Origin of the sequence: Pseudomonas sp. Pseusp16 (genome assembly GCF_047324915.1) — a bacterium.
Classification (GTDB): domain Bacteria; phylum Pseudomonadota; class Gammaproteobacteria; order Pseudomonadales; family Pseudomonadaceae; genus Aquipseudomonas; species Aquipseudomonas fluorescens_CD.
In genome coordinates this window covers 1325573-1352318 of record NZ_CP168522.1, presented here as the reverse complement: position 1 = coordinate 1352318, position 26746 = coordinate 1325573, and the positions used below count along the sequence as shown (strand labels likewise).

The following is a 26746-nucleotide window of genomic DNA, read 5'->3' as shown; positions in this document are numbered from 1 at the left end:
GAAGTTTTCAGTTAAATCCTTATCTACGCCGGAGTCAGTAAATAATGAAAAACAATAAAAAAAACCTGTTGAGCTTGGCTGTATTGGCAACCGGCATGCTCGCTGCCTCGGCAAGCATGGCCGCGGCGGACACGTTCAAGGTCGGCATGGAAATCACTTACCCTCCTTTCGAATCCTATGACAAGGACAAGAACGTGGTGGGTTCGGACCCCGAATTGGCAACGGCACTGGCCAAACACATGAACGGCAAGGTGGAGTTCGTCGACACCAAGTTCCCGAGCCTGATCCTGGGCCTGAACTCCGGCAAGTACGACGCGGTCATTTCCGGCATGTACATCACGCCGGAGCGCCAGACTCAAGCCCAGACCATCGCCTATGCCAACACCGGTGCTGCGGTCATGGTGCCTCAGGGCAGCGAGATCAATGCGAAAAAGCCTGAGGACCTGTGCGGCTTGAAACTGGGCCTGGAACAGGGCACTACCTGGGTCAAGGAGTTCCGCAAGCTGTCCGACGACTACTGCGTGCCGAACAACAAAGGCGCCATCACCGTCAGCGAGTACCCCTCTGCGCCCGAAGTGACCCAGGCCCTGTTGTCCAAAAACATCCAGGCCCAGGTTGAAATCGCCGGTGCCGCAAAAATGATCGCGGAAAAAACCAATGGCCGGGTCGTGATCACCACCGAGCACCCGATCTATCAGCAAACCCTGGGCATCTTCGTCAAGAAAGGCAACGACGAAACCTTCCAGGCTTTGCAAAAAGCCTTCGAAGAGACGAAAAAGAGCGGTGAATACGCCGCTATCCTTAAGAAATATGGCCTGGAAGAGCCGGCTGCCCAATAAGAACCTGTCCTTGTAGTCTGGTCATCTGCCGTCCCTGCACGGGGGCGGCAGATCGAGGTGCCCTATGCAATTCGATTGGTCGTACTTTCTCTCCCTGTTCTCCCTGCCAGACTTCTGGAAAGCCTGCGTCACGGTGATCCAGCTCAGTGCCCTGGCCTGGTTCATCGGCATGCTGCTGGGTTTTCTCCTGGCCACGGCCAAGCTGTCCCAATCGCCCTTGCTGCGCATGCCGGCAGCTGCCTACATCTGGTTTTTCCGCAGCATCCCGTTGCTGGTGCTGGTGGTGTTCGTCTACAACCTGCCGCAACTGTTTCCCGGCAGTGGACCGATCCTGTCCAACCCCTTCTACTCCGGCTTGCTGGCCCTGGTGGTCACCGAGGCGGCGTACATGGCGGAAATCCATCGTGGCGGTCTGATTTCCGTGGCCAAGGGCCAAAAGGAAGCCGGGCGCGCGCTGGGTGTCGGCCTGTTCGGCATGCAACGCCTGATCGTGATTCCCCAGGCTTTCCGTATATCGCTGCCCACGCTGATCAATGAATACATCACTGTGGTCAAGCTGACATCGCTGGTCTCGGTCATCTCCCTGACCGAAATCCTCACGGTCGGCCAACGCCTCTATGCCACCAACTTCCTGGTCATGGAGACCCTGGCGGCGGTAGGCGTCTACTACGTGTTGATCGTCACCGTGTTCGGCTATTTCCTGCAGCGCCTGGAGCGCTACCTGGACCTGAACTTCCGCAAGCCGCACACGCTCGACGAGGCCACCATCGCCAGGTTCAAGGCCAGCGCCGAAGCGTTGCCCGATACTGCGCGCAAAGCCGCCGGCAACAACGCGACGCCGATCCTGCAACTGAACAACATCCAGAAAAGCTATGGCACGCACAAGGTGCTGCTGGGTATCGACCTGAATGTCGACTACGGCCAGGTGGTCTCGATCATCGGGCCATCCGGTTCCGGCAAGACTTCGCTGATCCGCACGGTCAACGGCCTGGAAAGCATCGATACCGGCGACATTCAGTTGTTCGGCGAAAAGTTCATCGAGGCATCGGACAAACCCAACAGCTCCCGCCTGCGCAAAGGCGTTAGGCACATCGGCATGGTGTTCCAGAACTTCAACCTGTTCCCGCACCGCACCATTCTCGACAACGTCACGCTGGCACCGCGTTACCACGGCCAACCGGGCGAATTGAGTGAGCATCGTGCGTATGCGCTGCTGGACAAGGTCGGCCTGCTGGCCCATGCCCACAAGTACCCGCACCAGCTTTCCGGCGGGCAGCAACAGCGTGTGGCGATCGCTCGGGCCCTGGCGATGGAACCGCAGATCATGCTGTTCGACGAGCCGACCTCGGCCCTCGACCCGGAATTGGTCAACGACGTGCTCAACGTGATCCGCGACCTGGCGAAGGAAGGCATGACCATGCTGATCGTGACCCACGAGATGGACTTTGCCATGTCGATTTCCGACCGGGTGATTTTCATGGAAAACGGCAATATTCAACTCGATGCCGCACCTGAAACCATACGATGCGACGCCAAGGGCGAGCGAGTACGGCGCTTCATGGGAATCGCTGCCCGATCGCCAAACCTGTCTGCTACGGTGGACCATGCATGAACAGGCAAGCACTTTCTTTGAGCTACCTACTTTCAGGAAAACCCGCATGAATCTTGGAATAGCAGGACGCTGGGCGCTGGTCTGCGCCGCCAGCAAAGGCCTGGGCAAAGCCTGCGCACAGGCACTCGTGCGCGAAGGCGTGAACGTGGTGATCACCGCTCGGGGCGAACACACGCTGAATGAAACGGCCCGTGAGCTCAGAGCGATAAATCCTCAAGTGACTGTCATCGCCGTGGCGGGAGATATTTCGACGCCCGAGGGTCGGGCGGCAGCGCTCAAGGCCCATGAGCATTTCGATATTTTGATCAACAACGCCGGAGGCCCTCCCCCCGGGGATTTCCGCGATTGGAATCGCGATGCCTGGCTCAAGGCGCTGGATGCCAACATGCTGACCCCTATCGACTTGATCAAGGCAACGGTAGACGGCATGGCGGCACGCGGATTTGGCCGGATCATCAACATCACGTCGAGCGCCGTGAAGTCCCCCATCGAAAGCCTGGGCCTGTCCAATGGTGCGCGCAGTGGCCTGACCGGGTTCATCGCAGGGCTTGCCCGACAGGACAACATTGCCAGTCGCAATGTGACGATCAACAACCTGCAACCGGGCTCATTCGATACCGATCGACTGCGTGACAACCTTGTCGCTGCCGCCGAAGAGTCGGGGCAAGACAGTGAGGCTTTCCTTGACGAATGCCGTGCCGAGATTCCTGCCAAACGCTTCGGCTCACCCGAGGAGTTCGGTGCGCTTTGCGCCTTCGTTTGCAGCAGCCATGCAGGCTACCTGACCGGGCAGAACCTGTTGATCGATGGAGGCGCCGTTCGCTCCAGTCAATAATGACGACAGGCATAAATTGTAGGAGCGAGCTTGCTAGCGATGGTCGTCAACGATGCCGCGTGTTTCCTGACTAAACGCAGCGCTCTTGAGTCCATCGCGAGCAAGCTCGCTCCTACAACGTCTCTTATCCCGAATATCCCGCACAATCGCACCCTGTATTGGGGGGTATTCCCCATTATCGGGGGCCTTCACCCAGCTTCTGATACGCCCGCTCAAAGCCCGCAAGCAAGAGGGGCGTGGCGTAGAGCCATTAGTCACCGCCTGTCACTTTCGGCGGGAAATATGCATCGTTCCCATCCCGGCTCGAAATAAAAAGTTTCGCCTGCCCGGCCAGGAGCAGTGGCTCGTTGCCCATGTATTGCCACGCGCTCCGCGGAACCCGTCAGAGGTGTTTGCGATGAAACTGGATACCGGAAGGTTGAATCCTAGTCCATTGTCCAAAACCAGGCTGGCGATGAGTATCTCTGCTGCCGCGATCATGCTGGGGTTGGGCTTGTCCCAGGCCCCGGCAGCCCCCCTCGACAACACCGATCCACCGCCTCCTACCGACCCATCGGCGTTCACCAATCCGCCTGCCGACGCCGATGCCGCATTACGGGATTTGCTCAAGCTGCCTCCGGCAAACGTCGGCGCTTTCGACTTGCCCAATGGAGTGGTCGGTAACCGCCAGACGCCCTTGGTCGACAATGTGCTGCCACCCAATCTGCAACCCAGCTTCAATATCCCCACCAACGGTAATGCCAGCCCGTTGTTCGGGGTTCAACCGTTCACACAGAAGCTTGAACTGTTCGAGGAATTCGGCTCGAACAAACTGGATGCGGCCGACCCGCCATCACCCGTTCCGTTTCCGGTTCCGACGGTGGGCCCAGCACCGGCGCAAGATCCATTGAACGTGGCGCGTAGCGGCCCGTCGCCGGATGCGCTGGATGCCTTTCTCAGGCAGCCGGCATTGACGCCCTTCCCGACAGAGTTCTCCAATGTACTGGACCGCAACCCCTGGAAGGCACAGATCGAGCTTTTCCTCAATCGCCGAGTCGATTCGCCCGCAGAAGGCCGGCCACCGGGAAAAGGCTGGTCGCACCAGCGTTTCAATGAGTTTTTCCCGCGCGACGCCTTCAAGACTGTGCAAGCAGGCGCGCACGTCAACAGTGGCTTGCGAGATCGCATGCAACGGCATAACTACGCCGTGGGGGAATTTGCGCCAGGCGGGCTCTATCACAACACCAACGGCACCCCGGCCAACGAGGGCACCACCAAGGGCATTCAAGTGCAGTTTCACGAAAACCTTCCTGTCCAGGACCATAATGCGTTGTGGACATTCGACGGCACCTTTCCGCCCAAACTGCTTCTAGTACGCTATGGCCAGGCGATGCTGATGCGTCATTACGATGCCCTGCCGATTGACCCATCGGCCAACCGGGGCTTTGGCCTGCACACCCTCACCACCCATGAACACAACGGCCACACCCCGGCGGAAAGCGACGGCTTTGCCAACGCGTTCTTCTTCCCGGGCCAGTACTACGACTATCGCTGGCCGATCCAGTTGGCCGGTTACGACACCATCAATACCACGGCCGAGGACCCACGGGCAGCGTTCCCCTGCGACCCCGGTGAAATCCTTTTCGTCAACGACGCCACCCCAGGTTTCAAGACCTGCGACCACGGCACCATCAAGATCCGTGGCGACTGGCGCGAAACCATGAGCACCCACTGGTTCCACGACCACATGCTCGATTTCACCGCGCAGAATGTCTACAAGGGCAACGCGACGATGATGAATTACTACAGCGCCCTGGACCGTGGCAACGAGTCGGTCGACGACGGGGTCAACCTGCGCTTGCCCAGCGGTTCGGCGCTGGGCTGGGGTAACCGCGACTATGACGTCAACCTGACGATTGCCGACAAGGCCTGGGACCAGACCGGCCAATTGTGGTTCAACCCCTTCAACACCGACGGTTTTCTCGGTGACCAGGTATTGACCAACTGGGAGTTCAAGCCCTTCCTGGACGTACGTGCCCGCCGCTACCGTTTCCGCATTCTCAACGGATCGGTTTCTCGTTACTTCAAGCTGGCGGTGGTGCGTCAGGTCAATGGTAATGGTGGCGAGTTTTCTGGCCCGAACAACTCCGGGGTTTCCTATAACCGGGTGCCGTTCCACATGATTGCCAACGACGGCAATATCATGGAGCACGCGGTGCCGTTCGATGGCAGCCTGGACCTCGATGGCGACGGCGACACACAGAACCACAATGCCATTCTGCCAATACAGGGCATTGCCGAGCGTTTTGACATCGTCATCGACTTCGCGGCAAACGGCATCAAGGCGGGCGACAGGATTTTCTTCGTCAACATCGAGGAGCATGAAAACGGCAGGCGCCCTAAACGCGACATTCCATTGGCGGATGTACTCTCCGAGAAGTACCTGCCCGTGGTCAGGCAAACCAGCCACGGGCCACAGTGGGTCAACGGTGACCCGGGCGTGGGCCTGTTCCTGCAACTCAACGTCCAGCCTTACAGCGGCCAGGATGTCAGCATGAATCCGGTCGACTTCGAGCCCGCCAAGCCTGGCAAGCCCGAAGGCAAGTTCATGATCCCCCTGCCCTTGCACCGTGATGACCCTGCCGATATCGCCCGGCTTGCCCAGGCGCGGCACCGCACCTTTATCTTTGGCCGCTCCAACGGCACGGATTTTGCGCCTTGGACGATCAAGACCGATGGCGGCCGAGGCTTCAACATGGACCCACGCCGGATTTCCGCCGCGCCACAACTGGCCACTGGCCCGACACCGGCCGGGTTCAAGGGTGAAGGCACGCTGGAAGTCTGGAAGATCCAGAACGGCGGCAATGGCTGGAGTCACCCGGTGCATGTGCACTTCGAGGAAGGGATCATTCTCACCCGCGGTGGCAGACCACCACCAGAATGGGAAAAAGGCGCGCGCAAAGATATGTACGATATAGGCCGCCATCCAGAGAGCCGAGACAATGTCGAAATGGCCATACACATCCGTGAGTTTGCCGGTACCTACATGGAGCACTGCCACAACACCCAGCATGAGGACACCTCGATGCTGCTGCGTTGGGACTCCGAGCACCCGGGCCAGTTCCAGTTGATGCCCACACCGCTGCCCAGCTGGGACGGCGTGAAATTCGTGGACTCGGTTGCGTTACCGACATTCCGTACGGGAGATGGCGTCGGGCCACAGGTCAGGGTCAACAATAACAACCAAGGAGATAACAGCGGCAGTGGTAACAGCGGCAGCGGCAGCGGCAGTAGTGGCAGCAGCGGAGGCAGTAGTGGCAGCAGCGGAGGCAAAGGCTAGTGTCGTCTATCAAACACAAAAATCCGCCTGCATGACCGTTTCAACCCAAAGCCGCCTGACATCACAGTCGGCTTTGGGTCGCTGGTCGGACACTGGCTGCCTGGCTTTTTCAGGGTGTCCACCGGCACCGGACCTTCTCATGCTGACTGTCTGCGCCAGGTGCCGGGGGATGTGCCGAACTGGCGTTTGAATGCGCGACTGAACGCGGCTTCGGATTCGTAGCCAACTGCAAAACCGACTTGCGCCACATTGCCGCGACCTTCGCGCAGGTGTTGAGCGGCCACATGCATACGCCAGAGCGTCAGGTATTGCATCGGTGGCTGTCCGACCAGCGCCGTGAATCGCTCCGCGAAAACCGAGCGCGACATGCCCACCTCAAGCGCCAGGGCTTCCGCAGTCCAGCCTTCGGTCGGACGAGCATGGAGTAGCGCCAGCGCACGCCCGATATGCGGATCCCGCAAACCTGCCAGCCATCCGCGCCGCTCGGCGGGCAGGCTGGCGACATACTGGCCGATGGCTTCGACGAATAGCAGCTCGGACAGCTTGGCGATGACCGTTGTCGAACCGACGCGCCCCGCCGCGATTTCACTGACAGCAAAACGGAACGAGCTTTCGATCCAGGCGCCCGAAGCCGTCGCGCATACGTCCAGTTTCAACAAGGATGGCAATGACGAAAGCAACGGGCTGAAAGGCGTTTCAGAGCCGAGGAATCCGCACAACAACTGTGTGGCCTCGCCGCCCCCGCCGTACTTGATCCGCGAAATCCCACCGACTTCCGGTGGCTGAATGACTTCTCTGGCCGGCATGGGCGCAACGCTCAGGTCGCTGCCAAAAGAGTGAGCGTCATTGCGAGGCAGCAGAACCAGTTCGCCTGCCCCCACGTCGACGGTGGTATCACCGTCGATGCGTATTTGCATGTGCCCCGCCGCGACAAAATGCGACGCAATGATATGCCGGGGTACCGCCAGGAACGGTTTGCAATCATCCGCCGAGAGTCTTCCGTTGATGCACCAGGGCGCAGTGAGCTCCGCCTCGAGGAACACCCCCCCAGACAGCCGAATCACCCGCAAAACATCAGAAAGCGCGTCCAGCAATTGCCAGCCCTCCTTTCCGGAGTCCGGAGCATGTAATCAGGCGCACCGGTCATTTGCCGCCTGAACCGCGAGCCCTAGATTAGCACCAGCGCGGACTCAGAGATCGAGACTGTTCCCAGAGGCTTCACCCAAGATCATTGGCTCCGGCGTCAACCGTAATTGCCCCACTCCAATTCAACCGGGGCAACAGGAGATCCACATGAACACCGTAGCTACCCTACCCGGCTCAGAGTCAGGCAACGCTGCCCGTTATGCGCGGATTGTCAGATCATCGGAAAAAAACCAATGGCAGATCGATCGCGATTTGCTACAGGACCGGCGTTTCGACTTCTCGCGCAAATTCCTGCCCGACGGACTGTCGCAGATCGATCGCCTGACTTTTCTCACCGCAGCCGAGGCACGCCTGCTCAGTCAGATTCAGGGCCGAACCTATGCGTATATCTTTGGCCTGGTGGAGCGCTTTATCAGTGCCAAAATGCTCGATCAGGGTCGGGCCCATGTATTTGACAATCAACTCGCACTCGAAGCGCTGGTGCGCTTTTCCAACGACGAGATCAAGCACCAGGCGTTGTTCCGGCGCATGGAGACGATGATCGGTTCGCAATTGCCCGCGGGCTATCGTCAAGTTGCCGATCCAAACGATGTAGCGCACGTGGTACTGGCGGCCAGCACCTGGTCGGTGCTGGCGCTGACCTGTCATATCGAGCTGTTCGTTCAGGCGCACTACGTACAGAGCATCGCACCACGCGAAGAGTTGTGCCCGCTGTTCAAGGATGTCTTCAAATTTCACTGGATGGATGAAAGCCGGCACGTCGTACTCGATGAACTGGAGTGGCAGGCGGAGCACGCGAAACTCTCGCCGGCCGAGCGCGACTCGGCGGTGAATGACCTGATTGCGCTGGTGGCGGCCGTCGACGCAATCCTGCTGGCACAGTCGGCATCCGATGCCGACTACTTCATGGGTAGTGTTTCACGATCGTTCAGTGCCGAGGAGACCGCGCAAATCAAGGTCGGTGTGCTGGGCGCCTACCGCTGGCAATACATTGTCTCGGGCGTGCAGCATCCACACTTTGGCCGGTTGCTGACGCACATGACAACGCCTGCACAGATGTCCAGGATTCAGACCGCACTGGCACCCATCATGCGCAATTGAACGACAGCGCGCGACCGACTGTTCGTTGGTCGCGCGACTGTGGGATGACTTGCCGATAATGATCTATCGAGGATGGCGGCCATGACCGTACCGATGTGGATGTTGCTTGGGTTTGCGACCTGGACTTTGCTGCTGTTGATGGCAACCGTCGGCGTTTATCGCTGGGTCGCCATCCTGTTCTCGAGTGCTCCGATCGCCTCTTTCCGCAGCGATCAGCTCGAAGGCGCGGACTGGTACCAGCGCGGGACCAGGGCACACGCCAACTGTGTGGAAAACCTGCCTGTCTTTGCCGTCATCGTGTTCGTGATTTCCGCCCTTGATATCAACGGCCCGGCAGTGAACTACTTGTCCACGCTCATCCTGATCGCTCGCGTGTGCCAGTCGCTGGTTCACGTATCCCATGTGCAAACCAATGCGTTCGTCGCAGTCCGGTTTACCTTCTTTTGCGTTCAACTGGTCTGTTTTCTTGCGCTCATGGTTATCGCTGCGTATTACGGCGCATGAATACGAAAACGGCCATAAGTAGCCGGTGGTCGTTGCTTTCAGATTATCGCCGGCGTTTGGCTAAGCTTAATAAATCAGGGCGAACTGAAACCTGAGTGATTGCGGCCATCAACGGATCGGTAGTCCCAAAGGAGACGACCATGTATGCGGTTATACGAACCTACCTGGGTACTGGAGCAAAGGAGCTTTTCAATCTTTTGGAAGAACGCAATGTCGACATCGAAGCTACCTTGCGGACAGTGCCTGGTCTGGTCAGCTACACACTGTTGAATACGGGAGATGGTGGTACGTCGGTGACTGTTTGCGAGGACAAGGCCGGCAGTGATGCGAGCTCGAAAGTCGCGCGCGAGTGGATTCAGAAAAACACCTCGAATATCCGGGCGAACCCGCCGATCGTAACTGAAGGTCCGGTCATTGTGCAGATCAACTAGCGTGCCCTTGCGGTTGATCTCGCGACACTACCGGTGTCGCAAGTTGCCGACCGGCCCGCAGGCTGGCGAGTGCTATACTTCGCTCAGATTGCATGAAGTGTGAAACGTTTCCCCCAGTACAGATACCGACTACAAAATCCTGGTTAACGGCTGCCGGACAAAGGAGGTCTACAGCAAACTCTAGATCGGAGGTGTGGCATGAATCGACACTATTACATCAGTGACAATCTCAACGAACTTGAAACCGTTGAAAATGAATTGGAAGCCAGCGGCATCAATTCCGAACAGATTCATGTGTTCAGTGAGAAAGTTGCTGATGTTGAACAACATCACCTCCACGAGATCAGCTCGTTAATGGAACAGGATGCTGTTCACTCCGGTGAGATTGGTGCGGTGGTCGGTGTGCCACTCGCGGCGCTGGTCCTGCTTGGCGCCTATTGGATGGGCTGGACCGAGTCCGCCGCAGGCTGGATGCCCTTTATCTTCCTTGCCATTGTTGTTTTGGGCTTCTGCATCTGGGAAGGCGGCTTTTTCGGGTTCCAGGTGCCGAACACTCACTTTCGCAATTTCAGCCAGGTGGTAAAGGAAGGCAAACATATCTTCTTCGTGGATGTTGAACCGAACCAGGAGTCGATACTGGACCAGGTCATCGGACATCATCCAAAACTGAAGATCGCCGGCACGGGAGCGGCAGCCCCTCACTGGACAGTAGCCTGGCAGCACAAGTGGCATCAGTTCAAGCGAGTGATTTCGGGTTAGCTCCTGGAGACTCAAGGCCATCCGAAGGCGGCTTATTGACCGAAGAAAATGACCCGGCTGAGGAAAACATAATCCGCCTCAGTGGCCATCAGTCCGACGAGCACCAGTAAACACAAAGGTGGGACCAATATCGCGTAGACCATGGCCAACCGCTCCCAGGCCATGTGCATGAAGATGGAGACAATCAAACCCGCCTTCAACAACATGAACGTGATAATCAGGAACCACCGAAGGTAGCCATGGAAGTGGAAATAGTCGACAAGGTACGACATCGTACTGAGGACGAATAACAGCCCCCAGATCTTGAGGTACAGACTGATTGGATGTTGCTGACCCTGAGCATGTGCCATCACCCGTGCTCCTCTACCACAAATAGAAGAAAGCAAAAATAAACACCCACACCAAATCCACGAAGTGCCAGTAAAGCCCCGCTATCTCGACGTTCTGATAATTTCCGGAGCGCTCATAATCTCCGCGCAATACTTTGCGCGCCACAATGCTGAGGTAGAGCGCGCCGATTGACACGTGCAGTCCGTGAAATCCGGTGATCATGAAAAAGCTGGCGCCAAATTGCGCCGCCCCCATGGGGTTCCCCCAGGGGCGCACCCCTTCTGCGATGAGCTTGCTCCATTCAAATGCCTGCATGCTGACGAAGGTCACGCCCAAGGCCGCGGTCGCCAGCATCAGGGCCGTGGTTTTCGCGCGATCACGGCGATAGGCGAAGTTGACTGCCATGGCCATGGTGCCGCTGCTACTGATCAGCACAAAGGTCATGATGGCAATCAGAATAAGTGGAATTTCCGTGCCGCCGATGGTCAAGGCGAACACTTCACTGGGGTTCGGCCAGGCGGTGGTGATGGTCATGCGTACCGACATGTAGCCGGTCAGAAAACAGGTGAATATAAACGTGTCGCTGAGCAGGAAAATCCACATCATCGCCTTGCCCCAGTGGACCTGCTTGAAGGCGTCTTTATCCGAGGACCAGTCGCTGGCGATGCCCTCCCATCCCGATGCAGGTGGCGAGCCTGGCGGATTGGATGAACTGGTCTCGACTTGGGCTTGGGCTTGGGCTTGCAGGTGCGATGCCATGGCTTTTCACCTCAGGCCGCAGAATCTGGCGATGGCTTCATAGGTTTGCGGCGTGCTGGTCAGCAGCGCGAACAGCACAAACCAGAGACCCAACAGGTAATGCCAATAGATGGCACAGAGCTCTATGCTGGCGCTGAGTTGCGGCAACGGCACATGACGCAGGAATTTGGCGACGGTCCTGGCCCAGGCAATCAACCCGCCCAACAGGTGGAAGCCGTGCACGCCGGTCAACAGGTAGAAGAAACTGTTGGCCGGATTGCTGGCGACAAAGTAACCCCAGGCGACAAACTGCTGCCAGACCCAGAGCTGCCCCGCCAGAAAGGCAATGGTAAATCCTCCCCCCAATACAAAGCCGATGACCGTGGCGTCCATTCGAGCCTTGCGGGCAGCCATGCGCGACCACTGCAGTGCGATGCAGCTCAATACCAGGAAAGCCGAATTCACCCACAGCTGCCATGGATTGGCCAGCGGCGCCATGGGTTCTGTCAGGGGTAGCCAGTCGACCATTTGTGAGCGGGCGATAAAGGCGAGCAGAAACAGAAAAAATAACGAACTGACCACCACCAGAAACAAGCGCAGGCCAAACCTTGCGATTTGGCTTCTATCGCCGCCCTCGCCGGCCTGAATGCCCTCGGGATCGCGATTCCAGCTACCGCCGGGGTCAGCACCGTCGGCGTTTCTCAGTAGCAGTCTGTTCATGTTTTAACGTCCGCTATTTTGGTTCCGGCACTGAGTTGGCGCATTTGCTCCAGTTCCTCGGCGGAGACCGTTTGCGGCACGAAATCCTGCTCTATCCCCGGCACGCTGTAGTCATAGGCCCAGCGATGCACCACCGGCAGCTTCGCGCCCCAGTTACCGTGTACCGGTGGGGTGTCCGGCGTTTGCCATTCCAGGCTAGCCGCGCCCCAGGGGTTACTGCCTGCGGGTCTGCCTTTGAATACGCTCCAGGCCAGGTTGAACACAAACAGCAATTGGGAAACGCCGACGGTCAGTGCGACCACCGTAATGAAGGCATTCAACTCTTGCGCCGACTGCGGGATGAACGCGTAGTTTTCATAGGCGTAGTAACGGCGTGGCATGCCCTGGAAACCCAGGTAGTGCATGGGAAAGAAAATGGCGTAGGTGCCCAGGAAGGTAATCCAGAAATGCAGCTTGCCCAGGATGTCGTTGGTCATGCGCCCGGTTATTTTCGGAAACCAGTGGTAGATGCCGCCGAACACCACCAGTACCGGTGCGACGCCCATGACCATATGGAAATGGGCCACGACGAAATAGGTGTCCGAGAGCGGTATGTCCACGATCACATTGCCGAGAAACAAGCCGGTCAGACCGCCGACCAGGAAGGTCACGATAAAGGCCAGGGCAAACAGCATTGGCACGGTCAGATGGATGTCGCCGCGCCACAGGGTCAGTACCCAGTTATAGACTTTCAGCGCGGTCGGCACCGCGATGATCAAGGTGGTGACGGCGAAGAAAAAGCCGAAGTACGGATTCATTCCGCTGACATACATATGGTGTGCCCAGACCACAAAACTGAGTACGCCAATCGCAATGATGGCCCACACCATCATTCGGTAACCGAAGATGTTTTTACGCGCATGGGTGCTGATCAAGTCCGAGACCAGGCCAAACGCCGGGAGAGCAACGATGTACACCTCCGGGTGGCCGAAGAACCAGAACAGGTGCTGGAACAATATCGGGCTGCCACCCTGGTGATCGAGCTGCTGCCCCAGCGAAATCATCGCCGGCATGAAGAAGCTGGTGCCCAACAGCTTGTCGAACAGCATCATCACTGCGCTGACAAACAACGCCGGGAAGGCCAGCAAGGCCATGATCGAGGCCATGAAGATTCCCCAGACCGAGAGCGGCATGCGAAACAAGGTCATGCCGTGGGTGCGCGCCTGCAAGACAGTGGTGACGTAGTTCAACCCGCCCATGGTGGCGGCGACAATAAAAATCGCCAGTGAGACGAGCATCAGCACGATGCCCCACTCGACCCCCGGTGTCCCCCGGGCGATGGACTGTGGCGGGTAGAGCGTCCAGCCGGAACCTGTGGGGCCGCCAGGGACAAAGAAACTGGAGAGCAACACCACTACCGCCACCAGGTAGAACCAGTAGCTGAGCATGTTGACATAGGGGAAGACCATGTCGCGGGCGCCGACCATCAGCGGGATCAGATAGTTGCCGAAGCCCCCCAGAAACAGGGCCGTCAGCAAGTAAATGACCATGATCATGCCGTGCATGGTCATCGCCTGATAGTAAGTACTGGCATCCATGAACGCCAAACTGCCGGGGAAACCGATCTGCATGCGCATCAAGCCGGACAACACTACGGCGATAAGACCCACGAACAAAGCCGTCAGGGAATACTGAATGGCTATGACCTTGTGGTCCTGACTCCAGACATATTTGGTCAGGAAACTCTTGGGCTCGTGCAGTGCTTCTGTATCGGCTTGCTCCGCATAGGCCATCACGTCATCCTCCTGTCGAAGTTTCAGTGTATTGCTGGCTGCTTTACGGCTACTTCCCTGGCTCCGCCTTGCTTGCATCAGCGTTGGCATTCGCTTTGGACTTGATAAAAGCGATCAGCGCGTCCAGCTCCTTGTCGCTCGGTTTCAAGGCCGGCATGACGGCTGCGTAACCCTTGACGACTTTGACAGCAGGTTCAAGAACCGATTCCTTTAAATAACCCTCGTCGACCTTGACGCTCGTATCGTCGGCAAGGGTTTCGGTCTTGCCATACAGGCCCTGCCAGCTGGGGCCGACGCCCTTGTTGCCATCGACACTGTGGCAGGCCAGACAGCCAAGCGACCCGGCCAGCCGCTGTCCCTGCGCCACCAGGTCTTCACCCGGGCCCGATGCTTCGCCAACAGTGGCTTCATCGCCCTGGCGCGCAGCACCCAGTGATTTGATCAGGGCGACGAGCGCGCCCAGTTCATCGTCAGAGAGAGTATAGGCCACCATGACCGGCGGGTAGCCCTTTACCAGGCGGGCCTTCGGATCGAGAATCGACTCTTTCAGGTAGGCCTCATCGACCTGTACGCTGGAGCCATCGGCCAGCTGTTCAGTGCGGCCGTACAGTCCCTTCCATCCAGGGCCAAGACTGGTACTGCCATCCTGGCTATGACAGGCACCGCAACCGTATTTGTCGACCAGCAAGCGGCCTTTTTCCAACAGGCTGTCCCTTCCAGGCCTGGCAGCTGTGGCCAATGTCTGCGCAAACGTCGGTTGGCCTTTCAGCCATTGATCGAAGACGCCCTGTTCTTCCACGATCATATGGCCGCGCATGTTGTAATGACCTACGCCACAAAACTCAGCGCAAAGGGTTTCGTACTTTCCGGTCTTGGTCGGCGTAAACCAAAAGTACGACACCATTCCTGGCACCATGTCCATCTTGCTGCGAATTTGCGGTACATAGAAATCGTGCAGAACATCTTTGGAACGCAGTAAGACTTTCACCGGCCGATCGAGCGGAAGGTGAACTTCATTATTCATGACAAGCACGTCGTCCTGCCCTGCAGGATCCTTGGGATCAAGGCCGAGAGGATTGGTGGAATCAACAAACTTGATATCCGATTTGCCCAGCTTTGCGTCCTGACCGGCAAAACGAAAGGCCCACTGCCACTGCTGGGCGACCACTTCAAGTTCATAGGCATTTTTCGGTACCCGGATGAAATCATCGTAAACAACCAGGCCCGGCGCCAACATCCCGGCAATGCCTATCGAGGTAACGATGATCAACCATAATTCCAGCTTTTTGTTTTCTGGCTGGTAGGCCGCCCGGGCACCCTCCTTGTGACGAAACCGCATCACCGCGACTGCCATGAATACGACGATGGCAATGAAGAATATTCCGCTGATGATCAGAGTGATGAACAGGGTGGTGTCTATGGACCCCCAGTTGGATGCGGCCGGTGTCGCATGCCAGGGCGCGAATATGTGGAATAGCACTGATGCAATAACGATTAGTACCAGGATAATTGCTATTGCCATTTGCTCTTCATCCTATTCCTGATGTTCATTGGTTATGCAAAAGCATCGCCACTGACATCCAAGCAGGCCAGACAAATACCACCCGTCCGGGCGGTAAAGTCAGTAAGGAGTATAGAGCCATCGGCTTGTACCGTGAGGTTGGCAAGGGAGTTCCGGTTGCCAGCTATACTTGAATCCTGATGACGGACGGCAGCGATCGGCCAGAAGCGACCACAAAGTGCGAACCCTGCCCTTGTACAGTCGTCAAACATGAGTGATCGCAATGAACAGGGACGATAGTTAATAGAGTCCAGCAATCCACATGGGAGGTTTCGTCATGAGTGCACTGACGATCGCAGGCTGGTGCAAGCCCAGCCCCGACCAGAAGTCCATCCCGATCGGTGAGATCCATTTTTACGTCGACGGCCCTCTCCATGTCCGTCTGGAGGAGGCCGAAGAGCGCTTGCAGCAGTCCCACGAGCGTGAAGCCATGGTCGATGTCGATATGGATACGATGGAATTGATCATGCCCGAGGGATACGCGCCCTTGTCCGACTGTCAGATGCGTGTCTATCTGCACCACGAACGCGGTCAGTTTCACCTGGTCGGGCACCGTGCGAGCGATGGCAGCCTGGTCTATACCAACGCAGTGTTGATCGATCAGTTGATTGAATAGCGGCTCACCCGCAGCCTCAACCGTGCAGCAGAAAGGCTCCCGGCGGAACCCGATGTCGCAGCTTCTTGCAGCGACCGGGTGCCGGCTGATGCCCGGGCGGGCGATCGGGAAACCAGATCCGGCATTTCCCCGGAGGCGGCAAATGGCCGCGGGGAATCACAACCTCATCGTACGCGGGCGCTGGCGCAACGGAAGCCATTTGCACTGCTTCTTCAGGCTGTGGTTTGTCAGCCGTCGGCGAAACCGATGCCCACGCAGCCTTTACCCGATCAAAAATGCCAGCTTGTTGCCCAGTGTCCGCAGCGGGTTGTTCAACAGGCGCCATCTGTGCTTCCTGGATCTGCTCATCCTGCCCCTTCTGTACTGCAACCTGGCCCTCTCTGGCTTGGGGTGGGGTATTCGAAGCCCGGGCCTGCTGGGCCGCCTGGATCAATTGGAAGTTGCGGTTGCGTAACTCGACGTTGCCACCAACCTGCACATTCGAGCGCAGCGCCAATGTTTCAGCCTGTTGGTACTGCCCCTGCTGAAGGCGCAACACACCGAGGTAATGCAGCGTCGCGGGATTGTTCGGCTGAATATGCAGGGCACGCTCCAGCGTGGCAGCAGCCTGGTCCAGCTGGCCATTTTCATACTGCCGCGAGGCCGTTTCGATCAGGGTGGTAGAGGCGCGGTTACTTTGCGTGGGCGCGATTCGCTCGCCAGCAATGGAACAATGCGACGCGACGGCGCAGAGCACCAGGAGGAGACCGGGGAGAAAACTCTTGGTTGGCATCAGGGGGTGGACTCGACTGATCTCGGCCGGCACTGCCCGAAAACAGGCCACCAGCGCTGCTCGGCTTCTGCGATACAGGGCCCCTATTGACCTGGCCCGTGCCCTGAAGTTCCCGCTGTAAAGGCCGTCGCGACCAATACCTCAAAGGCGCTAAACACTCGGGGCCATCGGCTATTTAAACAGCGGTTTTCTAGAACTTTTCCCTGTTTATCGGTCTATGTGGATAGGCACTTCCGTCCGGCAGGCGCAAACCCGCAGGTGGATGGCCACACGTCCAATTGTCAATCAGAGGTTGTCTTCGTTCATGAAATTCCATGACCCACGGATGGTGCTCTTCGGCCTGTTCGCGCTCGCGGCAGTGGGCTCGGCATCAGCAACACAAATGAAGACCGCAACCCCTGTTGTCGCACATGAAGTCGCAGTCGTTCAGGCTCCGGTCAAGGCTGCCGACAACCCTTGGCCGACCTTGGCCAACATGGCCGGCAAGCAGCCAGGGCCGATGTTGGCCCATGACGACCGATACTGGCATAACGGCCGTTGGCACTATCGCAGAGATGATTGGCGAAGAGACGATTGGCGCCGAGACGAGTGGCGTAGAGAGCAGTGGCGCAGAGAGCAGGCCCGCCGCGAAGCCGAACGCCATCGTTATTGGGAGCGCCACCAGGATCGGGACATGCGGTACCGCTACGAGGACGATCGCCGCTACTATCGCTAGTTGCCAAGCCACGCCTGCACCACTCGTCCTGCATACACAGAACGAGTGGTGCATCGACCGGTGAGAAGCTGACATCAGGTACCGAAGTGCCTGATGACGTTTTGACGATGAGCCCCCTTCCCCGTCACCCAGTTGAAAACCGCTTGCGATAATCACTCGGCCCCACCCCGAGACGCCGCATGAAGGCCCTTCTGAACCCATCCGTATTTGCATAGCCGACGGTATCGGCCAAGCGCTTGAGTGATACGTCCGAATCCTCGATCAGCCGCCTGGCCGCATCGATGCGGGCCAGTTCGACAAACTCGGCCGGCGTCGAGCCGGCTTCGGCCTTGAACGTGCGGGCAAAGTTGCGTTCGCTCATGCCGGCGCGGGCGGCCAGGGTCGGTACGCTCAAGTCGGCCTTCAGGTGCTGCACGACATACTCCTGCACATCCCTTATCACACTGCGCTCGGCGGTTTGCGCTGCCAGTTGCGCGCTGAACTGTGATTGCCCGCCTGGTCGCTTGAAGAACATCACCATTTCACGGGCAACGCTGAGCGCCAGCTCCCTGCCGTGATCCTCTTCGACAAGCGCCAGGGCCAGGTCCATGCCGGCCGTGACGCCCGCCGAGGTGTAAAGGTTGCCGTCCTTGATGAAAATGCTATCGGGGTCGACGTGGGCCTGGGGATGTTCCCTTGCGAGTTTCGCGCTGGAATTCCAGTGAGTGGTGACACGGCGCCCGTCGAGCAAGCCTGCGGCGGCCAGCAGGAAGGCGCCGCTGCAGACTGAGCCGATACGGCGCACTGATTTCGCCTGTTGGCGCAGCCATTCCTGCAGTGCGGGGTTCAGGGCAATTTCGTCGATGTGCGGGCTGCCGGCCACGAGCAACGTGTCAATCCGGCCTTTATAGGTTTCGAAGGTCTCGTCGATGCCGAGCTTCAGACCGCTTGAGCCCTTGATCATCCCTTTGTCGGTCCCGATGACTTCGACCCGGTAGGCACGTGGATTGCCAAGTTGCCTGGCGGCCTCGGCGAAGACGTCTGCCGGACCGACCACATCCAGCAGCTGCACGCGGGGGAAGGCCAGGAGGGTTATGCGCATGATGTCTGTCCTCGTCGAATCATTGGCTGAATACGTCGTAACTGCACTATTTCAGCCAACAGCTGTTTGGCTGAAAATAGCTCCAACAGCAAATTCAGTCAAACGGGAGACTGCCATGAACACTGCATACACCCCCAACATCGCTGCAGCTCAATCAGTATCGACCAGCAAGACATCCATCAAGAACCTGCCCATCAATCTGTTCGGTTCAGTCATGGGCTTGGCCGGCCTGGGCCTCGCCTGGCGCTTGAGTGGTCAGCATTACGGCGTCGGTGGCCTGCTGGGTGAAGCGATTGGCGCGTTTGCCGGCCTGGTATTCGTGTTGCTGACGCTGGGCTATCTGAGCAAATGGGTGAAGCATCCCGAAGCGGTACGGGCCGAATTCAACCATCCGGTCGCCAGCAACTTTTTCGGCACCGTCACCATCGCCCTGCTGCTGCTTTCCGCAGTGGCAGCGCCCCACAGTCAACTGCTTGGACAGGCACTCTGGATATTGGGCAGCGTATTGACCGTGTTGCTTGCCGGCCTGGTGGTTTCGCGCCTGTTGTCGGGCGGTCACGATCAACTCAATGCCGTACCCGCCTGGTTGATCCCGGGCGTAGCCACCCTCGACATCGCGGTAACCGGTGCGCACATGCCCATGGCCTGGGCTGCGGAGTTCAACCTGTTTGCGCTTGCCGTGGGTGCGGTGCTGGCACTGGTTTTCTTTACCCGGATCTTTTCGCGGTTGGTGCATCAGGCCGCTCTGGCCAAAGGCATGGTGCCTTCACTGATGGTCTTGATTGCACCATTTGAAGTGGGTTTCCTGGCGTACACCAACGTGTTCGGCGAGATCGACCGGTTTGCCAGCGTGTTGTTCTACTTCGGCCTGTTCCTGTTCGTGGTACTGAGCTTCAAAGTGTTCCGTCGCGATGTGCCTTTTGCCCCTTCGTGGTGGGCAATCAGCTTTCCCATCGCAGCCCTGAGCAATGCTGCGCTGAAGTATGCCCATGCCCAGGACAGCACGTTGCTGATGGCTATCGCGGCATTGATCTTGCTGTTCCTCACAGTGGCCCTGCTTGTGTTGACCGTGAAGACCCTGGCCAGTCTGTTCAGCGGCAAACTGTTGGCCAACTGACGTTTACCTCCCTTTGGCGAGCCTTGACCGGCTCGCTTTTTTTTTGCCAACACAGGTCTTGTCGAATGACTTACACCACATCCTGGTTACTGCTGATTGTCGCCGGCTTCCTGGAGATCGCCTTTGCGGTTGGATTGAAATGCGCAAATGGCCTGGATCGACCCTGGATCCTCGCCGGCACCTTAGTAGCATTGGCCAGCAGTTTGTATTTGTTGACGATGGTATTGCGGGTCCTGCCCGTGGGCACCGCCTACGCGGTCTGGACCGGTATCGGCGCTGCCGGTACGGCCATCGTCGGCATGTATTGGCTCGGTGACGGGGTTTCGCTTTGGCGGTTGTTCTGGGTCGGCTTGATTCTGCTGAGCGTGAACGGGCTGCGCTGATTCAAATCACGAAGGGTTCAACCCATTACGGGGATGACTCCAACAGATCAATCAACCGAGGCTCGATTGAAGTCGCCGATACCTCAAGCAGCGCCAGCGTCACCGGAAGCTTGAAGCGTCGTCGCCCCGCGCTACCGGGATTGACAAACAATCGCTCCCCACGCCATTCGATGCGTGGCTGGTGGGAGTGGCCGGTGATCACCAGCTGTACGCCTGCCTCCAGTTCGACCGGGACATCGGCAATGTCATGCACCAACAACGCCTGCCAACCGTTGATGTCGAAACGCAGAAGATCAGGGAGATGCCCTGCCCATGCAAGGTCTTGATCATTGTTCCCGCGCACGACGTGCAGGGGTGCAATAGCGGCCAGTCGATCAAGGACTTCCGGGGCACCGATGTCGCCGGCATGAATGATTCGCTCGCACCCCTGCAGGGCGGCAAGCGCTTCGGGACGGAGCAAGCCGTGGGTATCGGAAATCACGCCAACTTTCATGCAAGCTCCAGGACGAATACAGGAATCTGCCACAGTGTAACGGGCCGAATGCCTTCGACGCGCAGGATCTCCCACGCACATGACGACGGTGGTGCCATCGAACCACGCCACTACTGTAGGAGCGAGCTTGCTCGCGATGGTCGCTAACGATGCCGCGTGTTTACTGACTAAACGCAGCGCCCTTAAGTCCATCGCGAGCAAGCTCGCTCCTACAGAATCCTTGACTGAACAGTATTGCGCTCAATGGCGACGAGCATATTCTGCAGGTGTTGCGACGATCTGGATCAATACCCGGGTTGAAGCTATACCGAAAGGGTTCAGAGTGGGGATGGACCACACGCTCGATTAGCGACTGAGGAGAACTTTGCGGTGTCCAATCAACTGGTCATACGCAACATGACCCGTCCCGAGCTGGACGAACTCGTCGGTTGGGCCGCCCGTGAGGGTTGGAATCCCGGCCTTCACGATGCCGAGCTGTTCTGGGCTACGGACCCTGCCGCCTTCATCGCGGCGTCCCGGAGCGGCGAATTGATCGGCGGCGGTGCCATCACCTCCTACAATGGCGAATTCGGTTTCATGGGTTTTTTCATCGTCCGGCCTGAATATCGCGGTCAAGGTCTGGGCAATACCCTGTGGCACGCACGCCGCGAGCGACTCCTCGCCCGCCTGCGCCCAGGCGCGAGCATCGGCATGGACGGCGTCTTCGCGATGCAGGACTACTACGCCAAGGGTGGTTTCGTCTTTTCCCATCGCAACATGCGTTTTCGTGCCGAGATCACCGAACACCCGGCGACCTCGCAGGCAGGCGAGGACATCGTCCCGTTGGCCACCTTCCCGTTCGATCAGGTTGTCGATTACGACCGCACCTGTTTCCCCGCCGCGCGCGCAACCTTCCTGAGCGGCTGGATAGCCCAGGCCGACGCACTCGCCGTGGGTTGCCGGCGCGAGGGCAGGCTAAGCGGCTATGGCGTAGCAAGGCGCTGCCGGGAAGGCTGCAAGATCGGCCCCTTGTTCGCCGATGACGCCCTGGCAGCCAATGCCCTCTACGCGCGCCTGGCGGAATTTGCGGCAGGTGGCCCGTTGTTTCTCGATGCCCCGGAGAATAACCCCGCCGCGATGGCGCTCGTGCGCCAACAGGGCATGATCGAGGTTTTCGGCTGCGCACGCATGTACCTCGGCCCTCCTCCGGCGATCGCGCACGAACGTGTGTTCGGCGTCACGACTTTCGAGCTGGGCTGATGGCCGCTCGCGACCTCATCGGATATGGCGGCTGCCCACCCCACCCGCGATGGCCCGGTGAGGCGCGCGTCGCGGTCCAGTTCGTCCTCAACATCGAAGAGGGCGCGGAATCATGCATCCTCAATGGCGATGCACAGTCGGAGGCCTGGCTGCACGAGCTACCGGGCCGTCCGCCGCGTGTGGGCGAACCGGACTTGAGCGTCGAGGGCATGTACGAATACGGGTCGCGCGCAGGGGTGTGGCGCATTCTGCAGCTGTTCAGCGCCCGAGGCCTGCCGCTGACCGCCTTCGCCGTCGGCCGGGCACTGGAACTCACCCCGGCGATTGGCCTTGCGCTCTGCGCCGCCGGGCATGAGATTGCCGGGCACGGCTACCGTTGGCTGGACTATCGCGACATGCCTGAAGACCAGGAGCGGCGCCATATCCGCCTGACCCTCGACGTGATCGAGCAGATCTGCGGTAAACGCCCCGTAGGCTGGTACACAGGAAGGGTCAGCCAGAACACCCGCCGCCTGTTGCGTGAGGAAGGCGGGTTTCTCTATAGCTCGGACGCCTACAACGATGATCTGCCCTATTGGCTCCCGGGCTCACCCGCCCACCTGGTGATCCCTTACACACTGGTCAACAACGACGCCCGCTATCTGCTGCCGAACGGTTTCGCCTGCGGCGAAGACTTCTTCCAGCTGCTCAAGGATGCTTTCGACCTGCTGTGGCAAGAAGGCGCGCAACACCCGAAGATGATGAGCGTCGGCCTGCATGGGCGGATCAGTGGCCATCCCGGTCGTGCGATGGCGCTGGCGCGCTTTCTCGATTACGTGCAAGGCCACGACGCGGTGTGGATCTGCCGGCGCGAAGAGATTGCCAGACACTGGATAGGCCAATTCCCCGCGTGAGCGGTACATGCAAATCCACCAAAAGCGGTCGGTGAAACAGCGCCGCTACTTTCCCCACAAATGGGGTACTTCACCCACCCCCGCTTCACCCGTCTGTAACGCTCAGAACAACTTGTTAATTTATTTGAATTTTTCCTTCGCCCGGGTGATGGCTCATTAGTTGCACCCCGCCCCTTATGCCCGCAACACCTGTCGTCCCGGACATGGAGACGGTGGAGCATCAGCGGAGGGGTGAAAAATGAAAAGCGCGACACCACCATGCGATTCCTTCGGCCGGCTGCGCAAATCAAGCCTGCCTTGTGCGATGCTCCTGTCCCTGGCCACGGCAGACGCCGCACCGCTGGACGATGTCAGCCAGCCGCCACCGACCGACCCCTCGGCGTTTACCAACTCGCCGCTCGACCCCAAGGCCGCGGTGGATGCCATACGGGCCATGCTACCCGCCAACCAGGGCGCCATCGCCCTGCCCAATGGCGCTTTTGGCACCCGCACCACGCCAACGGCCGACAACGTGCTGCCGCCAGCCCTGCAGACATCCTTCAAGATCCCCACCAATGGCAAGCCCAGCCCATTGTTCGGAGCGCAGCCGTACACCCAGCAACTGCTGCTGTTCGAAGAATTCGGCACGGAGAAACTCGACCCGACACTGCCGGCCCCTCCCCTGACCTTCCCGGTTCCGCTCGTCGGCCCGGCGCCCACGCAGGACCCCAACAACATCGCCCGCAGCGGTCCTTCGGCCGCGGCGCTGGAAGCCTTCATGCGCCAGCCGGGGCTGTACCCGTTTCCGTCGCAGTATTCCAACGTGCTGGACCGCAACCCGTGGAAAGCGCAGATCGAAGCCTTCCTCAACCGCCATCCGGTCGGCTCGCCGGCCGAAGGTCGTCCGCCAGGAAAAGGCTGGTCGCACCAGCGCTGGAACGAGTTCTACCCGCAGGTCGCCTTCAAGACCGCTCAAGCGGGCGCCAAGCTCAACGGCGGCATGCGCGACCGCCGCCAGTTGCACAACTACGCTGTCGGCGAGTTCGGGCCTGGCGGGCTCTACAACCAGACCTCGGATGCTCCGGTCATCGCAGGCACCACCAAAGGCATCGACACCCGCTTCCACCCCAACATGCCGATCCAGAACCACAAGGCGCTCTGGACCTTCGACGGCACCTTTCCGCCAAAACTGCTGATGGTGCGTTACGGCCAACCGGTGCTGATGCGTCACTACAACGCCCTGCCGATCGATCCGTCGGCCAACATGGGGTTTGGCCTGCACACCCTCAGCACCCATGAACACAACGGCCACTCCCCGGCCGAAAGCGACGGCTATGCCAATGCATTTTTCTTTCCGGGGCAGTACTACGACTATCGCTGGCCGATACAACTGGCCGGCTACGACAGCATCAACACCAACGCTCAGGATCCGCGCGCGGCGTTCCCCTGCGCCCCGGGCGAAACCCTGTTCGTCAACGATGCCACTCCGGGCCTGAAGACGTGCAACAACGGCAGCATCAAGATTCGTGGCGACTGGCGCGAAACCATGAGCACCCACTGGTTCCATGACCACATGCTCGATTTCACCGCGCAGAACGTCTACAAGGGCAACGCGACGATGATGAACTACTACAGCGCCCTGGATCGTGGCAACGAAGCGCTGCAAGACGGTGTCAACCTGCGCCTGCCCAGCGGTTCGGCGCTGCCCTGGGGCAACCGTGACTATGACGTCAACCTGCTGGTGGCCGACAAGGCCTGGGATCAGAACGGCCAGCTGTGGTTCAACCCGTTCAACACCGACGGCTTCCTCGGCGACCAGATCCTGGTCAACTGGCAGTACCAGCCACGCCTGAACGTGCGCGCGCGCAGCTATCGTTTCCGCATTCTCAACGGCTCGGTCTCGCGCTTCTTCAGGATCGCGCTGGTGCGTGAAGTCGCCGGCAGCGGTGGCGAATTCCCCGGCCCGGCAGGTTCCGGCGTGTCTTACACCCGCGTGCCGTTCCACATGATCGGCAACGACGGCAACCTTATGGAACACGCGGTGCCGTTCGATGGCAGCATGGATCTGGACGGCGACGGCGATGTGCAGGACCACAACGCCATCCTGCCCACCCAGGGCATTGCCGAGCGGTTCGACATCATCGTCAACTTCGCGAAAAACGGGATCAGGACCGGCGACAAGCTGTACTTCGTCAACCTGATGGAGCACCAGAACGGCAAGGGTCCGGAGAGTACTCCACTGAGCCTGGCCGATGTCCTGTCCGGGAAGTACAAGGCGGTGCTCAAGCTGGGCAGCAAAGGGCTGGAATGGGACGCCGGCGACCCGGTGGTGGGCAAGTTCCTGCAGATGGTGGTCCAGCCTTATGCCGGCCAGGACGTGAGCATGAACCCCGCCGACTACGAACCCGCCAAACCGGGTAAACCGGTCGGCAAGGTCATGATCCCGCTGACGATCAACCGCGACGATCCGGCAATGCAGGCCAAACTGAAACTGGCACGCCATCGCGAATTCACTTTCGGTCGCTCCGACGGCACCGACGAACAACCCTGGACGATCAAGACCGACGGCGGTTTCGGCTTCCAGATGGACCCTCGAATCATCAGCGCCGCTCCGCAACTGGCCAACGGCCCGACCGATGCCGGGTTCTCTGGCGACGGCACCCTGGAAGTGTGGAAAATCAGGAACGGCGGCAACGGTTGGAGCCACCCGGTGCACGTGCATTTCGAAGAAGGCATCGTCCTCAATCGAGACGGCAAGGCACCGCCGGAATGGGAAAAATGGGCACGCAAGGACGTCTATCTCATTGGCCAGGGCATCGACAGCTCGGTGGACGTGGACATCGCCATCCGCTTCCGCGAATTCGCCGGGACCTACATGGAGCACTGCCACAACACCCAGCACGAGGACACCTCCATGCTGCTGCGCTGGGATGTCGAGCACCCGGGCCAGTTCCAGCTTATGCCAACGCCCCTGCCCGGCTGGGACGGCGTCACCTACGTAAACTCCGCCGCGCTGCCGACTTTCCGCACTGGCGATAAACGTGACAATAACGACGGCGATAACATAAAACCGCTTGCCAACCCCGACAGCGCCATCAGCAACAACGGCCAACCGGTGACCATCAACGTCCTGGCCAACGACACCGACCCTGACGGTAACGTGCCGCTTAAAGTGGTGGGCCTGGCACAACCGGACTCCGGCAAGGGTACGGTCAGCACCGATGGTCTGCGCGTGATCTACACACCACCGGCCACGGTCCCCGCGCCGTTCACCGCGACCTTTACCTATCAGGCCGCCGATGCCAAGGGGGCGGAGTCGGCACCGACGACGGTGTCCGTGGCGGTCTCGGCGGCGGTCGCCGAGAACCTGATCGTCACCAGCGCTACCGTCACCGCCCGCAGCAACAGCCGCTACTACTGGGTCCTGTCCGGCACCACCTCGCGTGGCACGGGCAATACCATCACGGCGACTGCCACGACCACCTCAGGTCCAGTGAGCCTTGGCGCCGCCACCCTGACGCCGACGGCGGCAGGCGCGCGCTGGCAGATAGCGGTGACGACCACCGGCAGTGGCCCGGCGCCTGGCGCGACGGTGACCGTTCAGTCGGCCTTCGGCAAAACCGTGACGGTGCCGATAGCGGCGCGTTGAGTGACAACGGGTTAAATTAAATCCGGGCCGCGTAGCTGGATGCTTCTTCGTGCATGCCGATTTGAGCCAGGACATTCAGGCTGCAGCCATTAACTCCATTGGTTATGTGGGTGAGGAGCATTCGTTCTATTGCACACGGCAT

Annotated in this window: 24 protein-coding genes; 15 read left to right on the top strand and 9 right to left on the bottom strand. The window is 59.2% G+C overall.

The window, feature by feature from the left end:
* The first annotated feature begins 44 nt into the window (after nt 1–44).
* The 4 genes from ACEN8Q_RS05880 to ACEN8Q_RS05865 all read left to right on the top strand — a co-directional run bounded on the left by ACEN8Q_RS05880 (nt 45) and on the right by ACEN8Q_RS05865 (nt 6605).
* Nucleotides 45–839, top strand: coding sequence for an ABC transporter substrate-binding protein (locus ACEN8Q_RS05880; protein WP_413426947.1), 795 nt, complete (start codon nt 45–47; stop codon nt 837–839).
* A 64-nt stretch (nt 840–903) separates the two neighbouring features.
* Complete coding sequence (locus ACEN8Q_RS05875; RefSeq protein WP_413704709.1) at nt 904–2451, top strand: amino acid ABC transporter permease/ATP-binding protein; 1548 nt, start codon at nt 904–906, stop codon at nt 2449–2451.
* Between the two features lie 46 nt (nt 2452–2497).
* A complete protein-coding gene (locus ACEN8Q_RS05870; protein WP_413704708.1) occupies nt 2498–3286 on the top strand; it encodes an SDR family oxidoreductase in 789 nt (262 codons plus the stop codon).
* A gap of 397 nt (nt 3287–3683) precedes the next feature.
* On the top strand, nt 3684–6605 hold the full coding sequence (locus ACEN8Q_RS05865; RefSeq protein ID WP_413704707.1) for a multicopper oxidase domain-containing protein: 2922 nt from the start codon (nt 3684–3686) through the stop codon (nt 6603–6605).
* 137 nt (nt 6606–6742) lie between these two features.
* Here the strand turns inward: ACEN8Q_RS05865 and ACEN8Q_RS05860 are convergent, their stop codons facing one another.
* A complete protein-coding gene (locus ACEN8Q_RS05860; RefSeq protein WP_413704706.1) occupies nt 6743–7699 on the bottom strand; it encodes an AraC family transcriptional regulator in 957 nt (318 codons plus the stop codon).
* A gap of 199 nt (nt 7700–7898) precedes the next feature.
* Between ACEN8Q_RS05860 and ACEN8Q_RS05855 the strand changes: the two genes are divergently transcribed.
* The 4 genes from ACEN8Q_RS05855 (at nt 7899) to ACEN8Q_RS05840 (ending at nt 10546) form a co-directional block, all read left to right on the top strand.
* Nucleotides 7899–8852: a diiron oxygenase gene (locus tag ACEN8Q_RS05855; protein WP_413426957.1), complete on the top strand. Its 954-nt coding sequence runs from the start codon at nt 7899–7901 to the stop codon at nt 8850–8852.
* Between the two features lie 81 nt (nt 8853–8933).
* The gene (locus tag ACEN8Q_RS05850) at nt 8934–9356 is read left to right on the top strand and encodes an MAPEG family protein (protein ID WP_413704705.1); all 423 of its coding nucleotides are present in this window, start codon (nt 8934–8936) and stop codon (nt 9354–9356) included.
* Nucleotides 9357–9496: 140 nt separating this feature from the next.
* Nucleotides 9497–9787 carry a hypothetical protein gene (locus ACEN8Q_RS05845; RefSeq protein WP_413426961.1) on the top strand — a complete coding sequence of 97 codons (291 nt, stop codon included), beginning with the start codon at nt 9497–9499 and terminating at the stop codon, nt 9785–9787.
* Nucleotides 9788–9985: 198 nt separating this feature from the next.
* On the top strand, nt 9986–10546 hold the full coding sequence (locus ACEN8Q_RS05840; protein WP_413426963.1) for a magnesium transporter: 561 nt from the start codon (nt 9986–9988) through the stop codon (nt 10544–10546).
* A gap of 32 nt (nt 10547–10578) precedes the next feature.
* On the opposite strand, the gene ACEN8Q_RS05835 is transcribed toward ACEN8Q_RS05840, so the two are convergent.
* The 5 genes from ACEN8Q_RS05835 to ACEN8Q_RS05815 are packed head-to-tail and all read right to left on the bottom strand — an operon-like array spanning nt 10579 to nt 15628.
* Entirely contained in the window at nt 10579–10896 is a 318-nt protein-coding gene (locus ACEN8Q_RS05835; protein ID WP_008017298.1) for a cytochrome C oxidase subunit IV family protein, read from the bottom strand.
* Between the two features lie 13 nt (nt 10897–10909).
* Nucleotides 10910–11635, bottom strand: coding sequence for a heme-copper oxidase subunit III family protein (locus tag ACEN8Q_RS05830; protein ID WP_413704704.1), 726 nt, complete (start codon nt 11633–11635; stop codon nt 10910–10912).
* A gap of 6 nt (nt 11636–11641) precedes the next feature.
* Entirely contained in the window at nt 11642–12334 is a 693-nt protein-coding gene (locus tag ACEN8Q_RS05825; RefSeq protein ID WP_413426968.1) for a heme-copper oxidase subunit III, read from the bottom strand.
* Nucleotides 12331–14106 (bottom strand): cytochrome c oxidase subunit I, encoded by a 1776-nt coding sequence (gene ctaD / locus ACEN8Q_RS05820; protein WP_413427001.1) that lies wholly within the window; start codon nt 14104–14106, stop codon nt 12331–12333. Before ctaD ends, ACEN8Q_RS05825 begins: the two co-directional genes overlap by 4 nt.
* Before the next feature lie 49 nt (nt 14107–14155).
* Entirely contained in the window at nt 14156–15628 is a 1473-nt protein-coding gene (locus tag ACEN8Q_RS05815; protein ID WP_413426970.1) for a c-type cytochrome, read from the bottom strand.
* 316 nt (nt 15629–15944) lie between these two features.
* Here ACEN8Q_RS05815 and ACEN8Q_RS05810 point away from each other — a divergent pair, with 316 nt between their 5' ends.
* Nucleotides 15945–16283, top strand: a complete 339-nt coding sequence (locus ACEN8Q_RS05810) for a hypothetical protein (protein ID WP_413426972.1) — start codon at nt 15945–15947, stop codon at nt 16281–16283.
* 16 nt (nt 16284–16299) lie between these two features.
* Here ACEN8Q_RS05810 and ACEN8Q_RS05805 read toward each other — a convergent pair whose 3' ends face one another.
* Nucleotides 16300–17055 (bottom strand): tetratricopeptide repeat protein, encoded by a 756-nt coding sequence (locus ACEN8Q_RS05805; RefSeq protein ID WP_413426973.1) that lies wholly within the window; start codon nt 17053–17055, stop codon nt 16300–16302.
* Between the two features lie 304 nt (nt 17056–17359).
* Here ACEN8Q_RS05805 and ACEN8Q_RS05800 point away from each other — a divergent pair, with 304 nt between their 5' ends.
* Nucleotides 17360–17770: a hypothetical protein gene (locus ACEN8Q_RS05800; protein WP_413704703.1), complete on the top strand. Its 411-nt coding sequence runs from the start codon at nt 17360–17362 to the stop codon at nt 17768–17770.
* A 124-nt stretch (nt 17771–17894) separates the two neighbouring features.
* Here ACEN8Q_RS05800 and ACEN8Q_RS05795 read toward each other — a convergent pair whose 3' ends face one another.
* On the bottom strand, nt 17895–18851 hold the full coding sequence (locus tag ACEN8Q_RS05795) for a GlxA family transcriptional regulator (protein WP_413704702.1): 957 nt from the start codon (nt 18849–18851) through the stop codon (nt 17895–17897).
* A gap of 115 nt (nt 18852–18966) precedes the next feature.
* Here ACEN8Q_RS05795 and ACEN8Q_RS05790 point away from each other — a divergent pair, with 115 nt between their 5' ends.
* Together ACEN8Q_RS05790 and ACEN8Q_RS05785 are read left to right on the top strand one after the other, a co-directional pair.
* A complete protein-coding gene (locus ACEN8Q_RS05790) occupies nt 18967–19968 on the top strand; it encodes an SLAC1 anion channel family protein (RefSeq protein WP_413704701.1) in 1002 nt (333 codons plus the stop codon).
* A gap of 65 nt (nt 19969–20033) precedes the next feature.
* Complete coding sequence (locus ACEN8Q_RS05785) at nt 20034–20351, top strand: DMT family transporter (protein WP_413704700.1); 318 nt, start codon at nt 20034–20036, stop codon at nt 20349–20351.
* A gap of 25 nt (nt 20352–20376) precedes the next feature.
* Here the strand turns inward: ACEN8Q_RS05785 and ACEN8Q_RS05780 are convergent, their stop codons facing one another.
* Nucleotides 20377–20844 (bottom strand): metallophosphoesterase family protein, encoded by a 468-nt coding sequence (locus tag ACEN8Q_RS05780; protein WP_413426983.1) that lies wholly within the window; start codon nt 20842–20844, stop codon nt 20377–20379.
* Between the two features lie 369 nt (nt 20845–21213).
* Here ACEN8Q_RS05780 and ACEN8Q_RS05775 point away from each other — a divergent pair, with 369 nt between their 5' ends.
* The 3 genes from ACEN8Q_RS05775 (at nt 21214) to ACEN8Q_RS05765 (ending at nt 26604) form a co-directional block, all read left to right on the top strand.
* On the top strand, nt 21214–22083 hold the full coding sequence (locus ACEN8Q_RS05775) for a GNAT family N-acetyltransferase (protein ID WP_413704699.1): 870 nt from the start codon (nt 21214–21216) through the stop codon (nt 22081–22083).
* Entirely contained in the window at nt 22083–22976 is an 894-nt protein-coding gene (gene puuE / locus ACEN8Q_RS05770; RefSeq protein WP_413704698.1) for an allantoinase PuuE, read from the top strand. Before ACEN8Q_RS05775 ends, puuE begins: the two co-directional genes overlap by 1 nt.
* Before the next feature lie 238 nt (nt 22977–23214).
* Nucleotides 23215–26604: an Ig-like domain-containing protein gene (locus ACEN8Q_RS05765; RefSeq protein ID WP_413704697.1), complete on the top strand. Its 3390-nt coding sequence runs from the start codon at nt 23215–23217 to the stop codon at nt 26602–26604.
* Nucleotides 26605–26746: the final 142 nt, after the last annotated feature.